The 17,549-nt window shown below is 42.6% G+C and carries 15 protein-coding genes; 9 read left to right on the top strand and 6 right to left on the bottom strand.

Annotated elements, in window-relative coordinates:
* Nucleotides 1-323: 323 nt before the first annotated feature.
* The gene (locus MMU05_RS16700; protein ID WP_241142818.1) at nt 324-1,520 is read right to left on the bottom strand and encodes an ATP-binding protein; all 1,197 of its coding nucleotides are present in this window, start codon (nt 1,518-1,520) and stop codon (nt 324-326) included.
* A gap of 259 nt (nt 1,521-1,779) precedes the next feature.
* Between MMU05_RS16700 and MMU05_RS16695 the strand changes: the two genes are divergently transcribed.
* The gene (locus MMU05_RS16695) at nt 1,780-3,345 is read left to right on the top strand and encodes a calcineurin-like phosphoesterase C-terminal domain-containing protein (protein ID WP_241142817.1); all 1,566 of its coding nucleotides are present in this window, start codon (nt 1,780-1,782) and stop codon (nt 3,343-3,345) included.
* Nucleotides 3,346-3,467: 122 nt separating this feature from the next.
* Here the strand turns inward: MMU05_RS16695 and MMU05_RS16690 are convergent, their stop codons facing one another.
* On the bottom strand, nt 3,468-3,644 hold the full coding sequence (locus tag MMU05_RS16690) for a hypothetical protein (RefSeq protein ID WP_241142816.1): 177 nt from the start codon (nt 3,642-3,644) through the stop codon (nt 3,468-3,470).
* A 186-nt stretch (nt 3,645-3,830) separates the two neighbouring features.
* On the opposite strand from MMU05_RS16690, the gene dinB reads away from it, so the two are divergent.
* The gene (dinB, locus tag MMU05_RS16685) at nt 3,831-5,021 is read left to right on the top strand and encodes a DNA polymerase IV (RefSeq protein WP_241142815.1); all 1,191 of its coding nucleotides are present in this window, start codon (nt 3,831-3,833) and stop codon (nt 5,019-5,021) included.
* Nucleotides 5,022-5,056: 35 nt separating this feature from the next.
* Here dinB and MMU05_RS16680 read toward each other — a convergent pair whose 3' ends face one another.
* From MMU05_RS16680 to MMU05_RS16670, 3 genes are all read right to left on the bottom strand, one after another.
* The gene (locus MMU05_RS16680) at nt 5,057-6,310 is read right to left on the bottom strand and encodes a type II toxin-antitoxin system HipA family toxin (protein WP_241142814.1); all 1,254 of its coding nucleotides are present in this window, start codon (nt 6,308-6,310) and stop codon (nt 5,057-5,059) included.
* Nucleotides 6,307-6,603, bottom strand: a complete 297-nt coding sequence (locus tag MMU05_RS16675; protein WP_241142813.1) for a helix-turn-helix domain-containing protein — start codon at nt 6,601-6,603, stop codon at nt 6,307-6,309. Before MMU05_RS16675 ends, MMU05_RS16680 begins: the two co-directional genes overlap by 4 nt.
* A 340-nt stretch (nt 6,604-6,943) precedes the next feature.
* Entirely contained in the window at nt 6,944-7,744 is an 801-nt protein-coding gene (locus tag MMU05_RS16670) for a glycoside hydrolase family 16 protein (protein WP_241142812.1), read from the bottom strand.
* 83 nt (nt 7,745-7,827) lie between these two features.
* Here MMU05_RS16670 and MMU05_RS16665 point away from each other — a divergent pair, with 83 nt between their 5' ends.
* Nucleotides 7,828-8,019, top strand: a complete 192-nt coding sequence (locus MMU05_RS16665; RefSeq protein WP_113923063.1) for a CsbD family protein — start codon at nt 7,828-7,830, stop codon at nt 8,017-8,019.
* 125 nt (nt 8,020-8,144) lie between these two features.
* Nucleotides 8,145-9,308, top strand: a complete 1,164-nt coding sequence (locus tag MMU05_RS16660; protein WP_241142811.1) for a homogentisate 1,2-dioxygenase — start codon at nt 8,145-8,147, stop codon at nt 9,306-9,308.
* Between the two features lie 187 nt (nt 9,309-9,495).
* Here the strand turns inward: MMU05_RS16660 and pafA are convergent, their stop codons facing one another.
* On the bottom strand, nt 9,496-11,139 hold the full coding sequence (gene pafA, locus MMU05_RS16655) for an alkaline phosphatase PafA (RefSeq protein ID WP_241142810.1): 1,644 nt from the start codon (nt 11,137-11,139) through the stop codon (nt 9,496-9,498).
* 173 nt (nt 11,140-11,312) lie between these two features.
* On the opposite strand from pafA, the gene MMU05_RS16650 reads away from it, so the two are divergent.
* From MMU05_RS16650 to purH, 5 genes are all read left to right on the top strand, one after another.
* The gene (locus MMU05_RS16650; protein WP_241142809.1) at nt 11,313-12,737 is read left to right on the top strand and encodes an aminopeptidase P N-terminal domain-containing protein; all 1,425 of its coding nucleotides are present in this window, start codon (nt 11,313-11,315) and stop codon (nt 12,735-12,737) included.
* A gap of 88 nt (nt 12,738-12,825) precedes the next feature.
* Nucleotides 12,826-13,698 (top strand): geranylgeranylglycerol-phosphate geranylgeranyltransferase, encoded by an 873-nt coding sequence (locus tag MMU05_RS16645; protein WP_241142808.1) that lies wholly within the window; start codon nt 12,826-12,828, stop codon nt 13,696-13,698.
* Nucleotides 13,699-13,862: 164 nt separating this feature from the next.
* Entirely contained in the window at nt 13,863-15,059 is a 1,197-nt protein-coding gene (locus MMU05_RS16640; protein ID WP_241142807.1) for an ATP-binding protein, read from the top strand.
* A 146-nt stretch (nt 15,060-15,205) separates the two neighbouring features.
* Nucleotides 15,206-15,763, top strand: a complete 558-nt coding sequence (gene purN, locus MMU05_RS16635; protein ID WP_241142806.1) for a phosphoribosylglycinamide formyltransferase — start codon at nt 15,206-15,208, stop codon at nt 15,761-15,763.
* A gap of 108 nt (nt 15,764-15,871) precedes the next feature.
* Complete coding sequence (gene purH / locus MMU05_RS16630; RefSeq protein ID WP_241142805.1) at nt 15,872-17,398, top strand: bifunctional phosphoribosylaminoimidazolecarboxamide formyltransferase/IMP cyclohydrolase; 1,527 nt, start codon at nt 15,872-15,874, stop codon at nt 17,396-17,398.
* Nucleotides 17,399-17,549: the final 151 nt, after the last annotated feature.

The following is a 17,549-nucleotide window of genomic DNA, read 5'->3' as shown; positions in this document are numbered from 1 at the left end:
AAACATTCTCATTCCGAATAATTCATTCTCTTATTTTTCTCCTATTCCTCTTGTGCTCTCTAGGGTGAATATATTTTAACTGCAAAGGACTCAAAGGTTTCGCAAGGGTCGCAAAAGCGGATTAATGATATTTTACCACTGAGGTCACTGAAGAAATGATTATGGAGAAAATACCCCAAAGGGGTCGAACCTTGAATAGCCCCGGGTAGAACCCGGGGGTAAATACACAACAAAACCCGGCCAACCCTGAAAGGGTTGAAACATCCATCTTCCAGAATTTTATAATAAAAAACAAAAAAGGCAACCCTTGAGAGTTGCCTTTATTATGCATATAAATCCAAAACATCCATCTGAAGGAATTCTTGCCAAGGAATGCCACCCGCACCAATGAGCAGGGTTTTTTCCGGTTTGAATTGTTTGGCGAAGGCATTCATTCCCGAAAGTGTACCGGTTTTGGAGGACTTTACTTCCAGCGCAATCACCCGCTTTTTATATTCCAGCACAAAATCCACCTCTTCATTTCCTTCTCGCCAATAGTAGACATTTAATTTCTTGTCCTTGAAGGATTGATTGATGAGATGCGCACCTACTGCGGATTCCACCCAACGACCCCAAGCTTTAGGATCTGCCAACAAGGTATCCTTACTTTCATTGGAAATTCCGGACATGATGGCCGTATTATGGACCATAAACTTGGGACTGGAAGACCGCTTTCTGACCATATTTGGGCTGTATTTCTCCAATCCACCCAAAAGCCCGGCATCGTTTAGCAGATTCAGGTAATTGGCCAAAGTGGTGGTATTGCCGGCATCGGCAAGCTGCCCCATGATCTTGGTGAAGCTCAGCACCTGACCGGAATACACCGAACCCAACTCAAACAAGCGCTTCATCAGCGCCGGCTTATCTACACGGGTCAGCATAAGGATGTCCTTTGAAATACTTGTTTCTAAGAGAGAATCCCGGATATAGTTCTTCCATCGGTCCTCATCATCCTTCAGGGCAATAGCACCGGGGTAGCCTCCAAACCAAATAAACTCTTCTGCTGTCAGGCCGAAAGCATCCTTCATTTCTTTATAGGACCAATGTCCCAGGTAAGTCGCTTCAAACCTTCCCGCCAGAGATTCTGTCAACCCCTGCTGGAGCATCAGCCTCGATGAACCCAACAAAACTACCCGGATATCTTTTTCTTCGGCAGTATCCCTGTCCCACTCGGCCTTGATCTGCTCCGACCAGTTGTCAATCTTCTGCACCTCATCGATCACCAGGAGAAAAGGCTTGTCAGTCTGCTGCTGTTGACGGATCCGGGCATTTTCCCACTGTTGGGAAATCCACACACCATCTCCGGCCGGCACTGCATCCGCGGCTATCATGACACTTGGATAATCCAACTCCGCCATAATCTGTCTTACCAAGGTGGTTTTTCCTATTTGCCGGGGGCCATATATGACCTGGATAAACCTCCTTGGTTCATCTTTTAGCCGCTTCAGTAAACCTGATTTTTCAATTCTTTGGTACGCCATAATTATTTTACTCAATATACTGAGTAAATTTACTCATTACATTGAGTAATTTCAAATTTTCTCCACATTTTATTTATTATCAACACATTACAAAAATATAATAAGAAAAAATCCAGCTTATTAATGAAAGAAAGTAAGACTAAAAGGATAAAAAAATGCTACCCTTACCATTCATAATAAAACCATAACTTCCAAATAATATACTCCTCGCATGATTGGCTTAATTTCATAACTTGAAAAATAAACATCCAATCCACCCATGAAAAAATACATACTACTCATCGGACTCTCTTTGTTGAGTTTGTCTGGATATGGCCAAAATACAGTCACCGGCTATGTGTATGAGGATCTCAATGCAAACGGAAAGAAAGATAGACGTGAAAAAGGGCTTCCAAATGTATCCGTATCCAATGGGATAGAAGTAGTGAAAACAGATGACAAGGGCCAATATGCCCTTCCAATAAAGGAAGATCAGACTATTTTTGTGATCAAGCCATCGGATTACGCCCTGCCAAAAAACGAAAACAACCTTCCCAAGTTCTTTTACAGCCATAAGCCAAAAGGTTCTCCCACCAACCTGAAATATGCAGGTCTCAGTCCGACAGGAGCATTGCCCAAATCAGTGGATTTTGGACTTTTGCCATCCACGTCCGAAAGCAACTTTACCGCTTTGGTATTCGGTGACCCGCAGCCTTACAACATGACTGAGATGGGGTATTTTGAAAAAGGGGTGGTCGATGAAGTCGCGGGCATTCAGGGAATCCGCTTTGGGATATCGGTGGGCGACATCGCCGGAGATGACCTGTCCTTGTACCCGGCTTACGCAAAGACTATCGGAAAAGTCGGCGTGCCTTGGTTTTCGGTTATGGGAAATCACGACATGAACCTTGACGCGCCGACAGACGAACTGACAGACGAGACATTTGAATCTTTTTTTGGCCCCGCTACCTATGCTTTCAATGAAGGCGATGTCCACTTTGTGGTATTGGAAAACATCCTCTATCCCGATCCAAGAGACGGACAGGGATATTGGGGAGGATTGAGGGCCGATCAGTTAAAGTTTGTCGAGAACAACCTTAAATTAGTCCCAAAAGACAAATTGGTCGTCGTATTCATGCACATCCCGTTGTTTGAAGAGGGAGAAAGCTACCGAGACGAAGACAGAGAAAAACTATTGGAACTGCTATCCGATTTCCCCAATACCGTGTCGCTCTCCGCACATACGCACTATCAGAAGCAGACTTTTTTCGGAAAAGCGGAAGGGTATAACCAAAGCAAAGCCCATCATCATTATAACATCGGTACCCCTTCGGGAGATTGGTACAGCGGAAGGATGAGAGAAAGCGGTGTGCCCGAATCCACCATGCGTGACGGTTCGCCAAACGGTTATGTATTCATGGATTTTGAAGGCAACCAATACAAAGCGAGGTACAAAGCAGCCGGGAAACCCGACACCTATCAGATGGAAATCTTTGCTCCAAAAGTATTGGAGAAAGGAAAAAGAACCTCCACGGGAATTATTGTCAACTTCTTTATGGGCACAGCCAATGATGAGGTACGTTACAGGATCGACAATGGCGAATGGAGAAAAATGACCAACCTCACAGATTACGATCCTTCCTACCTGCTCAAAATCTTCGAATGGGACACCACCGAAACACTCCTTGACGGAAGAAGACCTTCCAATGCCGCGCGCACGGACCACCTGTGGAGAGCCGGCATCCCTGTCAATCTTGAAGTCGGCGTGCATACCATCGAGGTCGAGGCCACGGACATGTTTGGACAAAAACATACCGGAACCAAAACGTTTAGGATTGCACAATAAGGTTTCCTGAATCCATAGATCAATTCGATATTAATAGATATTGATGGATATTAGATATTAATAGATATTATGAGGTGATTTTTAAGGCTTGTTTGGAACATATTGCTGATAAAACATCTTTATCAAAACACCCCAACCATTACTATAGGCTTGGGGTGTTTTTTATCTCTTCCTTCCAATAATGTGTTTTCGCCCGTCACTCTGAGAGTAGCGAAGAGTCTCTTTTTTTGAGATCCTTCATCCTCGTACCTCGGATTCAGGATGACGGGAATCCGATCGTCTTTACCCTTTCTGAACATTTCAAAATTGTTAAAAACTCAGAATGACGGAGTACAACCTTTATTCGTTTTCTAAAACTCATAAGAAAGCTACAGGCAATTGTCACAGTATTTTGGATTTCCGGTAAACCTTCATTTTTCTTCCTTTTTGGTATTGAAAATATGTTTAAATTATAAACATTAAAATGTTTATAAAATTGACATATTATGGAGAGGAAGAGGAGCATTGTCCATATGGATCTGGATTCGTTTTTTGTATCGGTGGAGCGGCTGTATGACAGCAGGCTGAATGGAAAACCCATTCTCATCGGCGGTTCGGGAGACCGGGGGGTCGTGGCTTCCTGCAGCTATGAAGCAAGGAAGTTTGGCGTGCACTCCGCCATGCCTATGCGCACGGCGCGGCAGCTTTGCCCGGAGGCGCTGATCATCCGGGGAGATTTTGAGAAGTACAGCCAAAAATCCCACGAGATTACCGAGATCATCCGGGAGGATGTGCCTCTGTTTGAAAAGTCCTCCATCGATGAATTTTATATCGATTATACCGGTATGGACAGGTTTTTTGGTTGCTTCAAGATGGCGCATGAACTACGCCAAAGGATCATCAAGGAAAGCGGGCTACCGATTTCTTTGGGGCTTTCGGAAAACAAAACTGTCTCCAAAGTAGCCACCGGAGAAGCCAAACCCAACAATGAAAAGGAAATCCCCTATGGGATGGAAAAACCCTTTCTCGCTCCCCTGTCCGTGCGCAAGATTCCCATGATCGGAGAAAAAACTTCACACACCTTATACAATATGGGAGTCAAAAAGGTACAGACCCTGCAGGTCATGCCCGCCGAACTGCTGGAAGCCACTTTTGGGAAAAACGGTACCATGATCTGGGAAAAAGCAAACGGCATAGACCGCTCCCTTGTGACACCCTATTCCGAAGCAAAATCCATTTCAACCGAAAACACCTTCGAGCAGGACACCATCGATGTCAAGATGCTCGAAGCCAACCTCATCGCCATGACGGAACAGATCTCCACCAAACTGCGTCAAAAACAACAGCTGACCGCCTGCGTGAGTGTGAAGATCCGGTACTCGGACTTTGATACACATACCGTGCAGCAGCGTGTGCCTTATACTTCTGCGGACCATACGCTGATCCCGATCGTGAAGGAATTGTTCAAAAAACTGTACAACCGCCGTATGCTGATCCGTCTGATCGGGGTGCGCTTCAGCCACCTTGTCCATGGCAATTACCAGATCAACCTCTTCGAAGATACCCAGGAGCAGATTCGACTCTACCAGGCGCTCGACCGGCTCAACACCAGGTATGGCGACAAAACCGTCTGCCGTGCCATCGGCATGTCAGTAGGCAGAAGGCGGTTCAATCCATTTAATGGAGTGGCGATGTGAGGGATAAAAGGCAGAAACTGTTTCCACCCAAAAAACTATACCCTAAATGCAGCACTCATCAGACGCTGCTCATTTCGTGGAATACCTATTTCATTGGCTACTTTTCCCCAATTGGCAACTGCTGATTTCACTTCTTCAACAATTAATTCCATTTCTTTTTCGCTGATCCTAAAAAACATCCCCACGGCTTTGGCTAATCCCAAATCCAAGGCATTACTATCCATATCGATATTCAGGGACAAATGGGCCTTTTCTATAGATGGATTAAGGTCAAAAGCAGGAGATAACCTCCATCCATTGGAAGTAAGCACAAAGCCATGATTACGAAGATGGTCATCTGTATTGGAGACCATGATATTAAAAACAATTCTTCTCCAAAGCTCTTTTGAATCTCGCTCAATATCACTTCCCGAAAACTGGATAAATTCCAAAATATCCAAGTATGAAGGTATATCATCTCTGATAGCTTCTTCATTTTTTCCGGTCATTGTCATGGCTGAGGCAAAATGAATCCGCTCTTCTCCAGCCCTGTCAAACCGTTTTGTGAAAAAAGTATGGTATCTACCTGATACATGCTCTAGCTTACATGGTGACATTTCAATTCCAGCTGCTACAGCCAGACGATAAGTCAGATACTCCCAAGCAGCTTTATCTAAAGTATCATTTTGAGAAGGAAATTTGGCTATCCAAAGTGTCCCATTTTCATCCTTGATGTTTGCTTTTGGTCTTGCACCTCCTAGTGAAGATCCCGGGGCCATCAACATACTGAGCCATTTATCCACCTCATCAGTGTCCACATTTGACTCTATCAGGTTTGCCCCATATTGCAAATCCCGTATTTGGGTCCATGGCGGTACTGAAAAAAGAGGTTCATTGTCCAAAAAAGGTCCTCCCGGATCGAGTTTGAACCTGAGTGCCCCCATCCTTGTGTAGTCATTGACCCCAAATAAATAATCAATATCGTACAATACTTTGGACGAGGTACTTTCATTTTGTGCCAGTAAAAGGGCTCTTCTTTTCATTAAAGTCCTTCCCCAATTGTCAGGCATTGAATCCAAAAATATTCCAAAATTTTCTTTACCCTTTGGGTATTGAGTCCCACTGTACAAAGAAATATCGGGATCGAGCAACCATTGCTCTTGGGAAGAAATCCACGCGGGATCATAAGAAAAACCAAATGCCTTCCTCCCTTTTGCCTGCTGTGCAGTCAACACGCCTAAGCACTTTGGCACGGACATTCCCTGCCAATGTGCATAGACCCAAATATCAGTTTTAGCTGGCGAAGTCATGATTTACCCATCAATTCCAAATCCTGAAGCTTTCTCCCAAATTCATCATCGGCGGCAAGTTTTAAAAAATCCTCTTCCAAGTTTAAAACCCGGAGAACATTAAAGTATGACCCCAATGCCACACTGGGATTTCCCTTTTCTATCTGGTATAAAGTAGTCCTGTTGATTCCTGCCCTTTCTGATACCTGAACGGTACTAAACCTCCTCCTCTTTCTTGCGAGTTTGATATTTTCACCCATTTGTTCCAGTATTTTCTGAAACCTTGGCAGAAGAATCGCTTTCTTAGATTTCATTGTATGTTGTTTAATATCCACAAAATAAATATTTATGTTGATAATAAACAACATTTACATTTATTACTATACCCATTAATCAGTAAATTATCTTAAAATATCTAGTTTTAACTTTAATGAACCATCGGCATGTCAGTCGAGAGAAGATGATTGACATGGCTTGTGAATTAGAAATAGTTTGCGACTTCTATTCTTTATGTAGCTTTTAACCTAACCGAAAATAAACATGTAATTCTTCGATCGTAACCGAAAAATTACATGTTTAAAAGTGGATTAGAACCAAATTGGATGAATTGATCCTGCCCAATTCCATTTAAAAAAACGAGGCTTTCAATTTCCCTTATTTAACTTCCTCTGGCTTTTCTTTATAAACCCTCACGTAATCTACTTCCATCCTTTGGGGCCAAATATCAGCGGCAACACCTTTGCTGCCTCCCCAATTTCCCCCGACAGCAATATTCATGATCAGGTGAAATGGCATATCAAAGGGCCATTCGGCGGTATTCTTTCCTGTATTCACAAAAGTGTGGTAAAGCTCTCCGTCGATATAGAAATCTATTTTCTTTTCCTGCCAATCGATGGCATAGGTATGAAATTCCTCGGAACAGGTAGGCACTGATTTGGTCGCTCCCATTTGGGTTCCGATCGTATGGTTGAATGCTTCGGTATGCACTGTCCCGTGGACAGTCCCCTGGTCATAGCCTACATGCTCCATGATGTCGATTTCGCCGCTTTTGGGCCATCCTCCATATTTGTTTTCTTCGGGAAGCATCCATATAGCAGGCCAGGTTCCCAAGCCAGAAGGAAGCTTTGCTTTTATCTCAATGTAGCCATACTGCCACGCTGCATTCCCTTTGGTGACCAATCTGGCCGAGGTATACCCCTTGGAAAAGGTACTGTCCTGATGGGCTTCTATGATCAGGTTTCCATTTTCAACCCTTGCATTCGCAAGGGTTTCTTCGGTGTAGTACTGCAATTCATTGTTGCCCCAACCGTGGTCGCCGACATCATAGCTCCATTTACCGGGGTCGGGAAGACCATCGGTTTCAAATTCATCCGACCAAACGAGGTTTTGTCCCTGATCATTGCCTCCACAAGCCAATAAGAGGAGCAATGGAATTGTTTTTGTAATATTTTTCATAATAAATATATAATATTTTATATTTGGAATAGTATTTGTTTTATTTCTTGTGAATTTTATATTAAACTAAAACCAAAACGACCATGTCACTAGACTTAAAGATCAAAGGAAATTGGAATGAGCTGAAAGGTAAATTAAAAGAAAAATACGGGGAACTCACAGATGATGACCTTGTTTATGCAGAAGGTCAGGAAGACCAGCTGCTCGGCAGGCTGCAAAAGAAAACCGGAGCTGCAAAAGATGAACTTACCAAATTTCTTTTTGGAAAAGATTGAAATTACTAAACCACAATTATTGAGCGGCACAAGCCGCTCTTTTTTTTGCCTTACTTTAATTCCATTCCCCAAAGAATGGTGTTTCATTTTTTATAAATTTGTTGGATACATAAACCCAAATACAAATGGCTTACTACCACAGATTGGGGAATATTCCCCCAAAAAGACATACCCAATTCAGACAGCCTGACGGAAGCCTCTACAAAGAAGAACTTGTCAGCTCCAAGGGATTTTCCGGCATCTATTCCAACCTTTACCATATTTACAATCCCAACGACGTCAAATCCATCGGCAAGCCAAGCCCATTTTCTTGGGAACCTGCCAAAGCACATGGGCTACAACAGACGCATCTCAAAACTTCCGGGGTGGGTATCACCGGCAAAGACTATCTTTCCGCACGCAAAATGCTCATGATGAATAATGACGTCATGATGGGTATATGCACACCTGAAGAGCGGAAAATGGACTTTTTCTTCAAAAATGCAGATGGGGACGAACTGATCTATGTCCATGACGGGGAAGGTGTGATGTATTCCCAATTTGGAAAATTGGAAGTGCGGCAAGGGGATTATATCGTCATTCCGAGGACGACGATTTACAGGTTTGAATGGAAAGAAGAAGGTCCACTGCGACTATTGGTGATAGAATCTCATGGCCCGATCGAAACTGTCAAAAGATATCGAAATGAGGTCGGGCAATTGTTGGAACATTCTCCCTACTGCGAAAGAGACATCCGCACGCCAAGTGAATTGGTCATCGAATCAGAAAAGGGCGATTACCTTGTCCAGATCAAAAAAGGAGGAATGCTCCATCCCTATACTTACGGACACAGCCCCTTAGACATCGTCGGATGGGATGGTTACCTGTATCCTTACGCCCTTTCGATCCATGATTTTGAGCCGATCACGGGTAGAATTCATCAGCCGCCTCCTGTGCATCAGACTTTTCAGGCTTGGGGATTTGTGATTTGTTCTTTTGTGCCAAGGCTGTTTGATTACCATCCATTGGCAATTCCTGCCCCATACAACCACAGCAATATCGATTCTGATGAAGTACTCTATTATGCTGAGGGAGAATTTATGAGCAGAAAAGGAATTGACCGGGGATCTTTCACCATCCATATGGGCGGACTTCCGCATGGCCCGCATCCGGGAACTGTCGAAAAATCCATCGGAGCAAAATCCACGGAAGAGATCGCCGTGATGCTTGACACCTTCAAACCTTTGCAAGTGACGACCCAAGGTCTTGAATTTGTCGATCCCAATTATCCGATGTCCTGGAAGGAGTAGGTGATTGGTTATTGGTTATTTGGTTATTGGTTATTTGGTTATTTGGTTATTTGGTTATTTGAGCAGGTTTTGAAATTAAAACAGCTTCCCGTTTTTGGAGGGGAAGCTGTTTTGATTTTTATGATCTAATGGCTGAAATTAAGACAATATCTTAATATCCAAATATCCCAATATCTATCTTTTTAGATCATTTCTTATCCACAATTTCCAATATCGGCTGTCCCGTAGCCCCGTTTGGAAGGCGGATATTCAGCATCATGGAGAGTGTCGGCGCAATGTCTGTCACGGTCGCATATCTTGAACTTTCACCTTGTGGAACATTCCATCCCATAAATACAATAGGCACATGGGTGTCGTAGGTATAGCCTGTCCCGTGGGTTGTTCCTTTGAAAGAGCTGCTTAGCCAAGCCGGTTCTAATATCAACAATAAGTCTCCTGAGGCTTTGTGGTTATAACCCATTTGGAGAAGTGATTTTTTCCCTGTCAGATAATCCATTCTTCTCATATCTGTTCCGGTATATACTTCTTTAATCCCAGGAAATTTTAACAGAAATTCCGCTAGTTCCCTTTGCATCTGTTCTATATTGACCCCTTTTTCTTTTGCAAGATCATAGTTCAGAAAAACCTGCTCGTTGGTAAAACTTGAAATCCAGTTCCCTTCACCATATTTCAAAATTGAAAACCCCCGCATTTGAGTCAGAATATAGCGGGTATTGAAGTTTCCGGCAGGTACATTTTCGCTCAACATATAATCCACAATGTCAGCCACTGCATGGTCGGCAGTAAGGAAAACCAAATACTCATCTTTCCCATATTCCTTGTCGAGGAAATTGAAAAATTGCTCCAACTCCCTGTCCAGCCTTAAGTAGTTGTCTTCCAATTCTACAGCCGTCGGCCCAAACCGGTGTCCGATATAATCGGGTGAAGAAAAGCTGATTGCGAGCAGATCGGTCTCTCCACTTTTTCCCAACTTCTCCCCTTCGATGGCAGCATATGCCATTTCCAATGTAAGAGTATTGCCAAAAGGCGTAACCGAAATCAATCCATATCCACCATTGTTTTCCCTCAGACTTGGCAAGTCATATGGAAAAACTGTTTTCTCTTGTCCTATAAACGGACCCTCAAAATCATTGTCATCCGCTATGCTCTGCTTATAAGTATCTATTGGGAATAGCGTTTCCCATTTTTGGGATAGGTACTTGTCCGCTAATTTTCTTTCATTGAATTTTTGCACCCACTCCGGCAAAGAGTCATAATAATAGGTTGAGGTCATAAAATTACCGGTATTGCTATCAAACCAATAAGCATCACCCAAATGGCCGGCAGGCAATGAAGCCCCCCTGTCCTTGATGGCAATACCTACAACTTTGGACCTTTTGTTTGATGCAAATCTCAATTCATCAGAGATAGTGGTCGAATACATATTCCGCGGAGAGATTTTCCCGTTTTCAGCATCCCCTCCTACCGCAGTGACCGTGCTGTCTTCCGCACAATACATCGTCCTGCCAAGGCTTCGCACATACCAATCATTGGCGATAATGCCATGGGTAGCCGGTGTCGTTCCGGTGTAGACAGAAGCATGACCAGGACCGGTATAGGTTGGAATATAGTTGTAATGGGCATTCTTCATCATGAAGCCGTCTTTCATCAATCTCTTGAATCCTCCTTCGGTATACCTGTCCTGGAATTTATAAAAATATTCCTGCCGCATCTGATCAACCACAATTCCTACCACAATCTTGGGTTTTGAAGCAGGTTCGTTTTTTTGGTTTTGGGCAAAAGCGATGAAGTTAAAAAATACAAACATGAAAACGGTCATCAATTTTTTCATTCTTAATAGGTGTTTAAATTTCGGCAAATATAGGGATTTCAATTTTGGCAGCATTTTACCAATTTGTTAATCGTTGGGCAATTGTCAAAAATGGGATTCGATTTTTCATGAGAGGTTTACTTTTTTCCTAAAAGGGGCGCTATATTTCCCACTTAATCAAACAATAATTCCAAATGAAATTCAAATTCACCGGCATTTTCCTTTTTGCCTTTATTAGTTTCATTTTATCTGAAAACAACCTTCTTGCCCAATCCTTTTTCGATGACGGTTTGAGTCCTGAATTTCATAAAGGCCGCAGGGAAGCACTGAGGGCATTGTTGCCGGAAAACTCAGCTGCTGTTTTTTTCAACAATCCGGTCAAAAACAGGTCCAACGACACTGATTACACCTACAGACCAAATTCAGATTTTTATTATTTCACTGGTTTTAGGGAGCCAAATTCTGCCTTGATCGTCTTCAAAACACCAATGACTATAGATGGCAAATCAGTCAGTGAAATCATCTATGTCCAACCCAAAGACCCTGCCAAAGAACAATGGGATGGAGAAAGACTCGGTGTGGAAGGTGTCAGGGAAAAGCTAGGGTTTGAGCATGTATATCTTTATTCCGATTTTCTCAAAACTCCGGCAATAGACCTTAAGCTTTTGAAAAGCGTGCTTTCCTTTGATTTGGGGGAAATTGAAAGAAACGGATACAACACCCCACTCAAGGCCATGGTCACAGCTCTGAAATCTGCCCATTCTACTCCGGTGAAGCCTGCGGATATGGCGCTGAATAATATCATGGAAAAAATGAGAGTGATTAAAACTGAAGTAGAGATTGAAATTATCAAGAAAGCAGTAGCGATCTCAGGTTACGGACATATGGAAGCTTTCCGATCCATCCAACCCGGCACTACTGAAAGAGGAATCCAAGGCGCGCATGAATTTGTCCATAAGGCCATGGGAGCAGAATATGTCGGATATGGTTCGATTGTCGGTTCGGGCAATAACTCCACTATCCTTCATTATGTGGATAATGGTGTGGTGAATCTGCAAGAGGGCGTTGTCCTGATGGACGTTGGTGCAGAATACAGAGGATATTCCGGTGACATCACAAGAACAGCACCGGTCAAAGGTTTTTTTTCTCCTGAAGAAAAAGCCATCTATGAAATTGTCCTGAAAGCCTTGGAAGCCGGCACCAAGGCTTGTACGGTAGGCGCTGATTTCAGAGATGTGAATGTCGCTGCCCGCAAGGTGATCGACGAAGGACTTGTGAAGTTGGGCTTGGTCAAAGCCGGTGAACGCCATCCTTATTTTCCGCATGGAATCGGGCATCATCTTGGTTTAGATGTACATGACAGGGGTGCTTATGGTATTTTGGAACCTGGAATGGTCTTGACTGTGGAACCTGGTATTTACATTCCTGAAGGCAGTCCGGTGGATCCCAAATGGTGGAAAATCGGCATTAGGATTGAAGATAATATCCTGATTACCAAGGATGGAAATGAAAACCTAAGTGAATTTGTACCTAGAAAAATAGCTGACATCGAAAAATTGATGAAAGAAGATGGCCTCCTCCAAAAAACAGGACTTCCCATTTTGAGTGGCACCAAGTAAAATGGTTAAAACCTAACGGCTTAAAATAAAGTTAATTGAGGTTGGGAATTTATCCAAGTTCCTGACCTTTTTGTTTTAATTTTGAACCATGAGCGCCACAACCAAAGCCAAAAGATTTTCTTTTTGGAGCCTTTTCAAAATCAGCAGACCAATTAATCTGCTCATAGTGGCATTTGCACAGCTGATGACTGCGTATTTTTTGGTAGAGACCACCCGAAAGGGACTACCGGTGCTGCAAGACATCAACCTTTATCTGATCATTATTTCTACAGTCATCCTGACGGCTGCCGGCTATATGATCAATGACTATTATGATGTCAAAATAGACTATGTCAACAAACCTGATGAAGTCATTATCGGCAAAGGGATGAAAAGACGGGTGGCAATTTTTCTCCATACCATCCTTAACATCAGCGGGGTCGGGATTGGGTTGATTGTCAGTCCAAGGATTGCAGTGATCAACTTCATCGCCTCTTTTTTGCTTTGGCTTTACAGCAATTCCCTGAAACGGCTGCCTTTTATAGGAAATTTCACCGTGGCCTTACTGACAGGAACAGCCATTTGGATGATCGGGTATTATTATCAAAAGTCCGAACTATTGGTGCTGACATACGCCATCTTCGCCTTTTTCATTAACCTCATCAGAGAAATCATCAAAGACATCGAAGACCGGCAGGGTGACAGAAAACACGGTTGCCGTACACTTCCGATCGTTTTTGGCTTCCGCAATACCAAAAGGATCATTTTCATGATCGCCTTTTGCTTTATCAGCGCGATTTTAGTGGTGACTTTTAAGATCAATAATACCCAGCTTTACTTTTACTTTGGAGGTCTGAGTATCCTCTTTTTTATTTTTATGTACAAAATCTACATGGCCGACCGCAAAGCCCATTTCACCCAACTGAGCATTCTTTCCAAAATGCTTATGTTCACAGGGATTTTGAGCATGGCTTTTTTGTGAAAGAGATGTGAGAAGTGAGACGTGAGAAGCAAGATATTAGAAATTGTTTTGAGTTCAAGACAATTTTGTATTAAAATTGTATTCGTTTCAAAACATTAATTTTATTCGTTTGCTTTAAATTCAATACATTTTTTCATTAATTTTGTTTTGAATATAAAACAATAATGGAGGAGTTACTCAATTTTCAAGCAAACATCCTTAACCAAATGTCTGATAATTGGTCTAGGTATCTATTGAAGGATCTTATGGTCAATGAAAGACTGTTAGGTCTGAAGGGATTGAGAGGGGTTGGAAAAACAACAATCCTCCTCCAATACATGACCTACCAGTACCCAGAAAAATCTAAGGCATTGTATGTTACCTCTGATCATCCTTATTTCTATACCAACAGTCTATTTAACCTAGCTGGAATTTGGTATGCCAATGAAGGAAAGCTATTGCTGATAGATGAGGTACACAAATACCCAAATTGGTCTAGGGAATTGAAGTTGATTTACGATGGATTTCCGAGTCTTCAGGTGTTTTTCACAAGTTCGTCAGCATTAGATCTGTATCGTGGGGAATCGGACCTAAGCAGGAGATTGGCAGTTCAAGATCTTGAAGGGATGTCATTTAGGGAATACCTGAATTTTACCCAAAAATTTGGATTTGAGAAGCTCAGTCTGGAAGATGTTTTGATTAATCACCAAGAGATTGCGACTGAGATTACAAAAAAAATCCATCCATTACCTTACTTTAGAACTTATCTAAAAAGTGGCTATTTCCCTTTTGCAGCTAATTTACCGCAGGAGAGTATCCCTTCAAGGATTATCCAGATTCTCAATACGGTGTTGGAGACAGATCTTTCTTTTGCACAGGATTACAGTGCCGGCAATGTCGCTAAGATTAAAAGGCTATTGGGGGTAATTGCAGCATCTGCACCTTTCGAACCCAATATTTCTAAAATTGCCGAGAAATTGGGCTTGGGCAGAAATACGGTTTATCTTTTTCTGCACCATCTTCAAGATGCCAAAATCATCAGGATGATCAATATGACAGGCAAAAGTATGGGGAGTCTGCAAAAACCTGATAAAATCTATTTTGAAAATCCCAATTTCACTTATGCTTTACAGGCAGAAGCCAATATCGGGGCAGTCAGGGAAACGTTTTTTATCAACCAACTCTCAAATTCAGGCAATGATATTAGCTTGAGTAAGGATGGAGATTTCTTGGTTGAAGGAAAATACATATTTGAAGTAGGAGGAAAAAATAAAGGTTTCGACCAAATTAAAGATATGGAAAACAGCCATCTTGCTTTAGACGAAATGGAAATCGGCTTTGGTAAAAAAATCCCATTGTGGCTATTTGGGTTTTTGTATTGATTTCCATTTAGAGATTTGGGATGGTTGACTCCATCCCAAATACTTCTCATTGCTAAATCACTCCAATACTTAAAAATTCAAAAGATAAGGTCAAGTTTTCTATTTCAATCCTCTATTTTTACGGCTTCAAAAAAAGCCAAGAAACCTTGAAAAAAATAGCCATCCTAGCTTCTGGTAGCGGTACCAATGCGGAGAAAATCATGGAGTATTTCCAAAATTCCCAAAAAGGTGAAGTTGTCTTAGTAGCCTCTAACAAAAAAGACGCTTTCGTTCTAGAAAGGGCTAAGAAATTTCAGGTACCAACCTTCATTTTTTCAAAATCAGAACTCGAGTCCGGAATCCTAACTGATCAACTCCAGACCTTAAGAGTCGATTTGGTAGTATTGGCGGGCTTCCTACTCAAAATTCCCGACAACCTCATCCAAGCTTATCCAAATCAAATTGTCAACATCCACCCTGCTCTATTACCAAACTACGGAGGAAAAGGAATGTACGGAGCACATGTCCACCAAGCTGTGAAAGATGCAGGGGATGCTGAAACAGGAATTACCATACACTTGGTCAATGAACATTATGACGAAGGAAAAATAATCTTTCAGGCCGCTGTTCCGGTGAGTCCTACCGACAGCCCCGATGATATTGCCCACAAAGTCCACCAACTCGAGCACAAATACTTCCCAAATGTGATTGAAAGCCTGCTATAATCCCTTGGTTTTCCTACCTTTGCGACTTCAAAAAATTCTCCATATAACTCATCCTCTCTGCACACTATTTTCTTTGTGACTTAGTGCCTCTGTGGGATTTAATTAAACATGGCTACCAAAAAAATACAATCCGCCCTCATTTCGGTCTATTACAAAGACAATCTTGAACCAATCATTGCCCAACTGAAAGCACAAGGAGTGACAATTTACTCTACAGGTGGCACCCAAGCTTTTATCGAACAACAAGGTGCTGAAGTCATCCCTGTGGAGGAACTGACAGGCTATCCCTCCATCTTTGGCGGACGGGTCAAAACACTTCATCCAAAAATTTTCGGAGGAATTCTACACCGAAGAGACCATTCCGGAGATATTTCCCAAGCCACTGAGTTTGATATTCCTGCCATTGACTTGGTGATCGTGGACTTGTATCCATTTGAAGAAACTGTCGCCTCAGGTGCTTCCGAAGCAGATATCATCGAAAAAATAGACATCGGAGGCATTTCCCTCATCCGTGCGGCAGCCAAAAACTTCAAGGATGTCGTCATCATCGCCTCCAAAGGACAATATGCTGAACTTGAAGGAAGACTAAGCCTACAGGACGGCGCAACGACTTTGGAAGACAGACGTTATTTTGCGGCGCAAGCATTTCAGGTTTCTTCGAATTATGACACTCATATTTTCAACTTTTTCAACCAAACTGAAAATATCCCTGCACTCAAAATCTCAGAAATAAAAGCTAAGGCACTGCGCTATGGAGAAAATCCGCATCAGGCTGCCCATTTCTATGGTGACATGGAGGCTTTGTTTGACCAATTGAACGGAAAAGAACTTTCCTACAACAACTTGGTGGACGTAGATGCAGCTGTGGCTTTGATTGCTGAATTTGAAGGAGAAACGGCTTTTGCCATCCTAAAACATACCAATGCCTGCGGTGTCGCAACAGCCAAAACCGTTCAGGAAGCTTACAAAAAAGCTTTTGATGCAGATACCACCTCCGCATTTGGGGGAGTTTTGATCACCAACCAAAATGTAGACCTTGCGGCAGCAGAAGAAATGCACAGCCTTTTCTTTGAAGTGCTGATTGCTCCTTCTTTTGACGAAGATGCCCTAGCATTGCTCAAAGGGAAAAAAAACAGAATCCTTCTCAGGCAGAAAATCCAGATCGAAGGTACCAAGCAGATCAAAACTTTGCTCAATGGCATCATCGAACAGGACAAAGATCTGAAGACCGAAACTAAAGCCGACTTCAAAGTAGTGACCAAAATCACGCCAACTGACGAAGAACAAGACGCTTTGGTATTTGCTGCCAAAGTCTGCAAGCATACCAAATCCAACACCATCATCCTGAGCAACAGCAACCAATTGTTTGCTTCGGGAGTGGGACAAACCTCAAGGGTAGATGCACTGAGGCAAGCAATCGAAAAGGCGAAATCTTTTGGCTTTGAGCTGAAAGGTGCCGTGATGGCTTCAGACGCATTTTTCCCTTTTCCTGATTGCGTAGAAATCGCCCATGAAGCAGGCATCTCCGCTGTCGTCCAACCTGGCGGATCCATCAAGGACCAAGACAGCGTCGACTTCTGCGATGCACATGGCATGAGCATGGTGATGACAGGTGTGAGACATTTCAAGCATTAAGAAGTGAGAAGCGAGAGATTATGAAGTGAGAGACGAGAGTCAGAACTAGATTAAACCCTTCAAACTTTAATTAGTTTGAAGGGTTTTCCTTTTTTAGATCTACAGAAAATGTGATCCTTTTCTTTTAAAATGCTTTACTACCTAATCCATG

Origin of the sequence: Cognataquiflexum rubidum (genome assembly GCF_022538115.1) — a bacterium.
Lineage (GTDB): Bacteria > Bacteroidota > Bacteroidia > Cytophagales > Cyclobacteriaceae > Cognataquiflexum > Cognataquiflexum rubidum.
The sequence above is the reverse complement of the archived record's forward strand: the minus strand, read 5'-3'. Positions and strand labels throughout refer to the sequence as shown.

Coding starts and splice junctions, on each gene's coding strand:
- purH (WP_241142805.1), top strand. CDS start 15,872: ATGGCTACCAAAAAAATACAATCCGCCCTCATTTCGGTCTATTACAAA.
- MMU05_RS16650 (WP_241142809.1), top strand. CDS start 11,313: ATGAAATTCAAATTCACCGGCATTTTCCTTTTTGCCTTTATTAGTTTC.
- pafA (WP_241142810.1), bottom strand. CDS start 11,139: ATGAAAAAATTGATGACCGTTTTCATGTTTGTATTTTTTAACTTCATC.
- MMU05_RS16680 (WP_241142814.1), bottom strand. CDS start 6,310: ATGACTTCGCCAGCTAAAACTGATATTTGGGTCTATGCACATTGGCAG.
- MMU05_RS16675 (WP_241142813.1), bottom strand. CDS start 6,603: ATGAAATCTAAGAAAGCGATTCTTCTGCCAAGGTTTCAGAAAATACTG.
- MMU05_RS16665 (WP_113923063.1), top strand. CDS start 7,828: ATGTCACTAGACTTAAAGATCAAAGGAAATTGGAATGAGCTGAAAGGT.
- MMU05_RS16700 (WP_241142818.1), bottom strand. CDS start 1,520: ATGGCGTACCAAAGAATTGAAAAATCAGGTTTACTGAAGCGGCTAAAA.
- MMU05_RS16690 (WP_241142816.1), bottom strand. CDS start 3,644: ATGTTCAGAAAGGGTAAAGACGATCGGATTCCCGTCATCCTGAATCCG.
- MMU05_RS16670 (WP_241142812.1), bottom strand. CDS start 7,744: ATGAAAAATATTACAAAAACAATTCCATTGCTCCTCTTATTGGCTTGT.
- MMU05_RS16695 (WP_241142817.1), top strand. CDS start 1,780: ATGAAAAAATACATACTACTCATCGGACTCTCTTTGTTGAGTTTGTCT.
- MMU05_RS16640 (WP_241142807.1), top strand. CDS start 13,863: ATGGAGGAGTTACTCAATTTTCAAGCAAACATCCTTAACCAAATGTCT.
- dinB (WP_241142815.1), top strand. CDS start 3,831: ATGGAGAGGAAGAGGAGCATTGTCCATATGGATCTGGATTCGTTTTTT.
- MMU05_RS16645 (WP_241142808.1), top strand. CDS start 12,826: ATGAGCGCCACAACCAAAGCCAAAAGATTTTCTTTTTGGAGCCTTTTC.
- MMU05_RS16660 (WP_241142811.1), top strand. CDS start 8,145: ATGGCTTACTACCACAGATTGGGGAATATTCCCCCAAAAAGACATACC.